Source organism: Halolamina salina (assembly GCF_042678005.1).
GTDB classification, from domain to species: Archaea; Halobacteriota; Halobacteria; order Halobacteriales; family Haloferacaceae; genus Halolamina; species Halolamina salina.
This window is the reverse complement of record NZ_JBHUDH010000092.1, coordinates 43,117-46,882: the sequence shown is the minus strand read 5'-3', so window position 1 is coordinate 46,882 and position 3,766 is coordinate 43,117. Positions and strand designations below refer to the sequence as shown.

3 protein-coding genes and 1 pseudogene are annotated in these 3,766 nt (G+C 69.9%); 1 reads left to right on the top strand and 3 read right to left on the bottom strand.

Going from position 1 to position 3,766, the window contains the following annotated elements:
• The 3 genes from ACFR9S_RS08955 to ACFR9S_RS08945 form a co-directional block, all read right to left on the bottom strand.
• Positions 1–320, bottom strand: a 320-nt coding sequence (locus ACFR9S_RS08955; RefSeq protein WP_379818448.1) for an alcohol dehydrogenase catalytic domain-containing protein, incomplete at its 3' end; no start/stop codon positions are given.
• Positions 321–417: 97 nt separating this feature from the next.
• The gene (locus ACFR9S_RS08950) at positions 418–1,692 is read right to left on the bottom strand and encodes a COG1470 family protein (protein WP_379732359.1); all 1,275 of its coding nucleotides are present in this window, start codon (positions 1,690–1,692) and stop codon (positions 418–420) included.
• 102 nt (positions 1,693–1,794) lie between these two features.
• Positions 1,795–3,543 carry an excinuclease ABC subunit C gene (locus tag ACFR9S_RS08945; protein ID WP_379818447.1) on the bottom strand — a complete coding sequence of 583 codons (1,749 nt, stop codon included), beginning with the start codon at positions 3,541–3,543 and terminating at the stop codon, positions 1,795–1,797.
• Between the two features lie 119 nt (positions 3,544–3,662).
• On the opposite strand from ACFR9S_RS08945, the pseudogene ACFR9S_RS08940 reads away from it, so the two are divergent.
• A pseudogene (locus ACFR9S_RS08940) lies at positions 3,663–3,766 on the top strand (ATP-binding cassette domain-containing protein); the annotation flags it as partial.

Here is a 3,766-nt window from a genome sequence, read left to right as displayed (position 1 = left end):
ACGTAGTCGCCGACCGCCCCCTCCCGCCCGGCCCCGCCGGGCATCCCGTACACCTCGTCGCCGGGTTCGAAGCGGTCGACACCCTCGCCGACCGCGTCGACGACGCCGGCCACGTCACAGCCCAGCGTCGCCGGGAACTCGGGGGCGAAGTCGGGGATGTGACCCGCGCGGATCTTGTAGTCGACGGGGTTGACGCTCGAGGCGACGACCTCGACCCGGATCTCGCCGGGGTCTGGCTCGGGGACCGGTCGCTCGGTCTCGGTGAAGACGTCGGGGTCGCCGTACTCCTCGATGACGTGTGCGGTCATCTCTGATGGCATCGCCCGAACGTTCGGGCCACCGAGGGGAGAGGTCGGCGGTCGCGGCACGCGGCGCTGATAGGCTGCGGTACGCGAAAAATGGAGGACTGCAGCGGGGTTACTCGTCCGACTCCTCGTCGGACTCGTTCTGCGTGATCTCGTACTGGAACCCGATCGTGTTCTCGGGCATGATCTCCGCGGTCCACTCGCCGGCGACAGGCTCCTCCAGTTCGTAGACGAACTGGGTCTGCCCGCCGTTGGTGGCGTAGGGACCGTCCTGCGAGGCGCCACGCTCGGGCGAGGCGCCGAGATCGACGTAGCCGCTCTGGCTCACCTGCACGCGCTCGGCGTCGATGCGCTCGCCGTCGGGCGAGACGAACGTCACGTCGAAGCTCGCGGCCTCGGCGTTCTCGGCAGTGCGGCGGTTCTGCGGGTTGAGCGTCAGCGTGACGTTGTCGGTCCGCTCGGAGACGTCGAACGTCGCCTCGTAGGGCTGGTCGGGCTGCTCCCAGACGACGAAGCTCAGGCTGATCTCCTGCCAGTAGTTGTTGTCGTCGCGGCGGTTGGGGTCCTGCAGCCCCAGATCGAGCGAGGTGTCGTAGCGACCGCGCTCGGCGTCGGCGTCCGGCGAGATCGTGACCGTCACGGTCGCGGTCTCACCGGGCGCGATCTGGCTCGGCGCGTCGACGTCGATCCAGGACTGGTCGACCTGCTGCGGGCAGTGGGTGCCGTAGCAGTGACCCCGCTGCTCGGCGCGCTCGGGGCTCAGCGGCACCGACTCGTCGCCGGTGTTCTCGATCACGATCTGCTTGCTGACCGAGTCGCCCGCCTCGACCTGCGTGTTGATGTACGTCTCCGAGAGGATCCGAACGGTCGGCTCCTTCCAGACGTTCACGCTCGTGTGGGCCGCGTGGACCGGGCGGTCCGGTCGGCCGGGCGAGGAGACGGTCTCGTCGGTGAACGCGACCGCGCCGGAGTAGCGTGCGATCTCGGCGTCCTCGGGGACCGAGACGCTCACCTCGTACTCGACTTCCTCGCCCGCGTCGATCGTGTCGGGACCGTCGATCTCGACCCACGACTCGTTGATCGGGTTGCGGTCGGTCGGCGACGTGAACAGGTGGGGGTTCACGTCGACCGCCTCGTCCTCGCCGTTCTCGACGACGACGGTGAACGTCCCGCTCTCCCCGGGCTTCAGGTCGAGGTAGCTCTCCCGGGCGTCGACGTAGAGCCGGGTGTAGTTCCCGTCGTCGCTCTGTTCGGTCTGTTGGCTCGAGACGGCGTCGTTCACTGCGGGGGCCGGTGCGTCGGTCGCGCCGTCGATCGGTGCGACTGCCGCCGCGGCTGGCACGCCGGCCAGCGCGACGAGAAGCGTGATCAGTATGACTCGTTTCATGGGTGGCGTACGCCGAAACTCGCCACGGAGGGCGGAGGGCGGCGAACGGGCGGCGTTTCGACGCCGGCCGGCAAATAGCTACTGGAGAGTGAAACGAATTTTTTACAGCCGTCGGTCGATCCGTTCGGCGGTCGTCGGCCCGACGCCCTCCACGTCCAGCAGCGCCGACTCGCCGGCCTCGGGGATGGCGTCGATCGAGCCGAACCGACGGAGCAGGCGCTTCCGGGTCTCGGGGCCGACGCCCTCGACCTCGTCCAGCGCCGTCGCCACCTCGTCGCGCACGCTCTGGTGGTACTGGACCGCGAAGCGGTGGGCCTCGTCGCGCACGCGCTGGAGCAGGTGGAGGTGGGGGGCGTCGTCGTCGAACCGCTCGACGCCGTCGGGCGTGACCACCAACTCCTCGGACTTCGCCAGCGCGATGCAGGGCACGTCCCAGCCCACCTCGTCGAGTGCGTCCATCGCCGCGCCCAACTGCCCCTCGCCGCCGTCGATCAGCAGCAGGTCCGGGTCGGGCCGGTCGTCTGTTCCGTCGACGGCGCGTTCGGCCCGCCAGCGCACCAGTTCGCGCATGTTGGCGTAGTCGTCGTTGCGGTCGGGAAGCTTCTTCCGGCGGTAGTCGGACTTCTCGGCGCTGCCGGCGACGAAACACACGTCGCTGCCCACGACCGCCTTCCCCTGTGCGTGGCTCACGTCGAACCCCTCGATCCGCTCCGGGCGGGGGATGTCGAGCGCCTGCCCGAGCGCGCCGACGGGGTCGTCCGCGCCGCCGACGCCGCTGCGGGCGTTCTTGAGCGCCAACTCTACGAGTTTCCCCTCCCGGCCCGCGCCGGGCACCGACACGTCGACGCCGGCACTTTCGAGCCAGTCGAGCACGTCCTCGTCGTCCGGCCGTTCGGAGAGCAGTATCGCGTCGGGTAGCTCCCGCTCGGCGTAGTACTGGGTCAGGAACGCCGACAGCAGGCTGGCGACGCGGTCCTCGCCATCGGGCGCGTCGAGTCGGTGCCGCGAGCGGTCGACCAACTGGCCGGAGTCGGCGTGGAGCCGCGCGACGGTCGCGTCGCCGCCCTCGACGACCGCCGCGAGCACGTCGACTTCCCGCCGGCTCCCGGGCGAGGAGACGGCCTCGCCGCCCTCGCCGTGGAACGCCTCGACGGCTTCGAGCCGGTCCCGGGCGTTGGCGGCGCGCTCGAACGCCTCGTCGGCGGCGGCCTGCTCCATCTCCCGCCGGAGCGGGTCGGCGAGGATCCCGGTCTCGCCCTCGAAAAAGCGGATCGCGCTCGATACGTCCTCGGCGTAGCGCTCCGCGTCGATGGCGTCGACGCAGGGCGCCGAGCAGATCCCCATCTCGTGGTCGATACACGGCCTGTCGCGGTTCCGGAACTTGTGGTCCGAGCAGCCCCGTAGCCCGTACATCTCACGAATCGCCTTCACGACCGTCTCGACCTCGCCCTTCCGGGTGTACGGGCCGAAGACGGTCGCCGCGTCGTCGGGATCGCGGGTGATCTCGATGCGGGGGTACTCGTGGTCGGTAAGTTGGACCAGCGGGTAGGACTTGTCGTCCTTCAGCCGGACGTTGTACCGCGGCTGGTGGCGCTTGATCAGGTTCGCCTCCAGCAGCAGCGCCTGGGTCTCGGTGTCCGTGACCGCGGTGTCGATGGCGTCGGCGCGCTGGACCATCTTCCGGATACGGTCGCTCCGCGGGTCCGCGTAGGAGCGCACGCGGTCGCGGATGTCGACGGCCTTGCCGACGTAGAGGACGGTGTCGTTGTCGTCGCCGCGTTCGAGGAACTGGTAGACGCCCGGCTCCCGGGGGAGGTCGCCGGCGCGCTCGCGTGCCTCGCTCGCGTCCATCTATCCGGGGTAGGGTGTCGGCGCGTTTGAGCGTGACGCCCTCGGTGTCGCGGGGGCCGAATCCGACCGTCGGCTACAAACCGCGCCCACCACAACCCCGGAGCATGACTCGCGTCTGGCTCCGCGACCGCGACGTCGACAGCCTCAGCGGGGGGCAGAAACAGCTCGTCTGGATCGCGATGGCGCTGGCCCAGGAAACCGACGTGCTGCTGCTCGACGAGCC

What these genes read in the sequence shown, in the direction of transcription:
- ACFR9S_RS08950 (WP_379732359.1), bottom strand. Translation starts at nt 1,692, where the DNA reads ATGAAACGAGTCATACTGATCACGCTTCTCGTCGCGCTGGCCGGCGTG.
- ACFR9S_RS08945 (WP_379818447.1), bottom strand. Translation starts at nt 3,543, where the DNA reads ATGGACGCGAGCGAGGCACGCGAGCGCGCCGGCGACCTCCCCCGGGAG.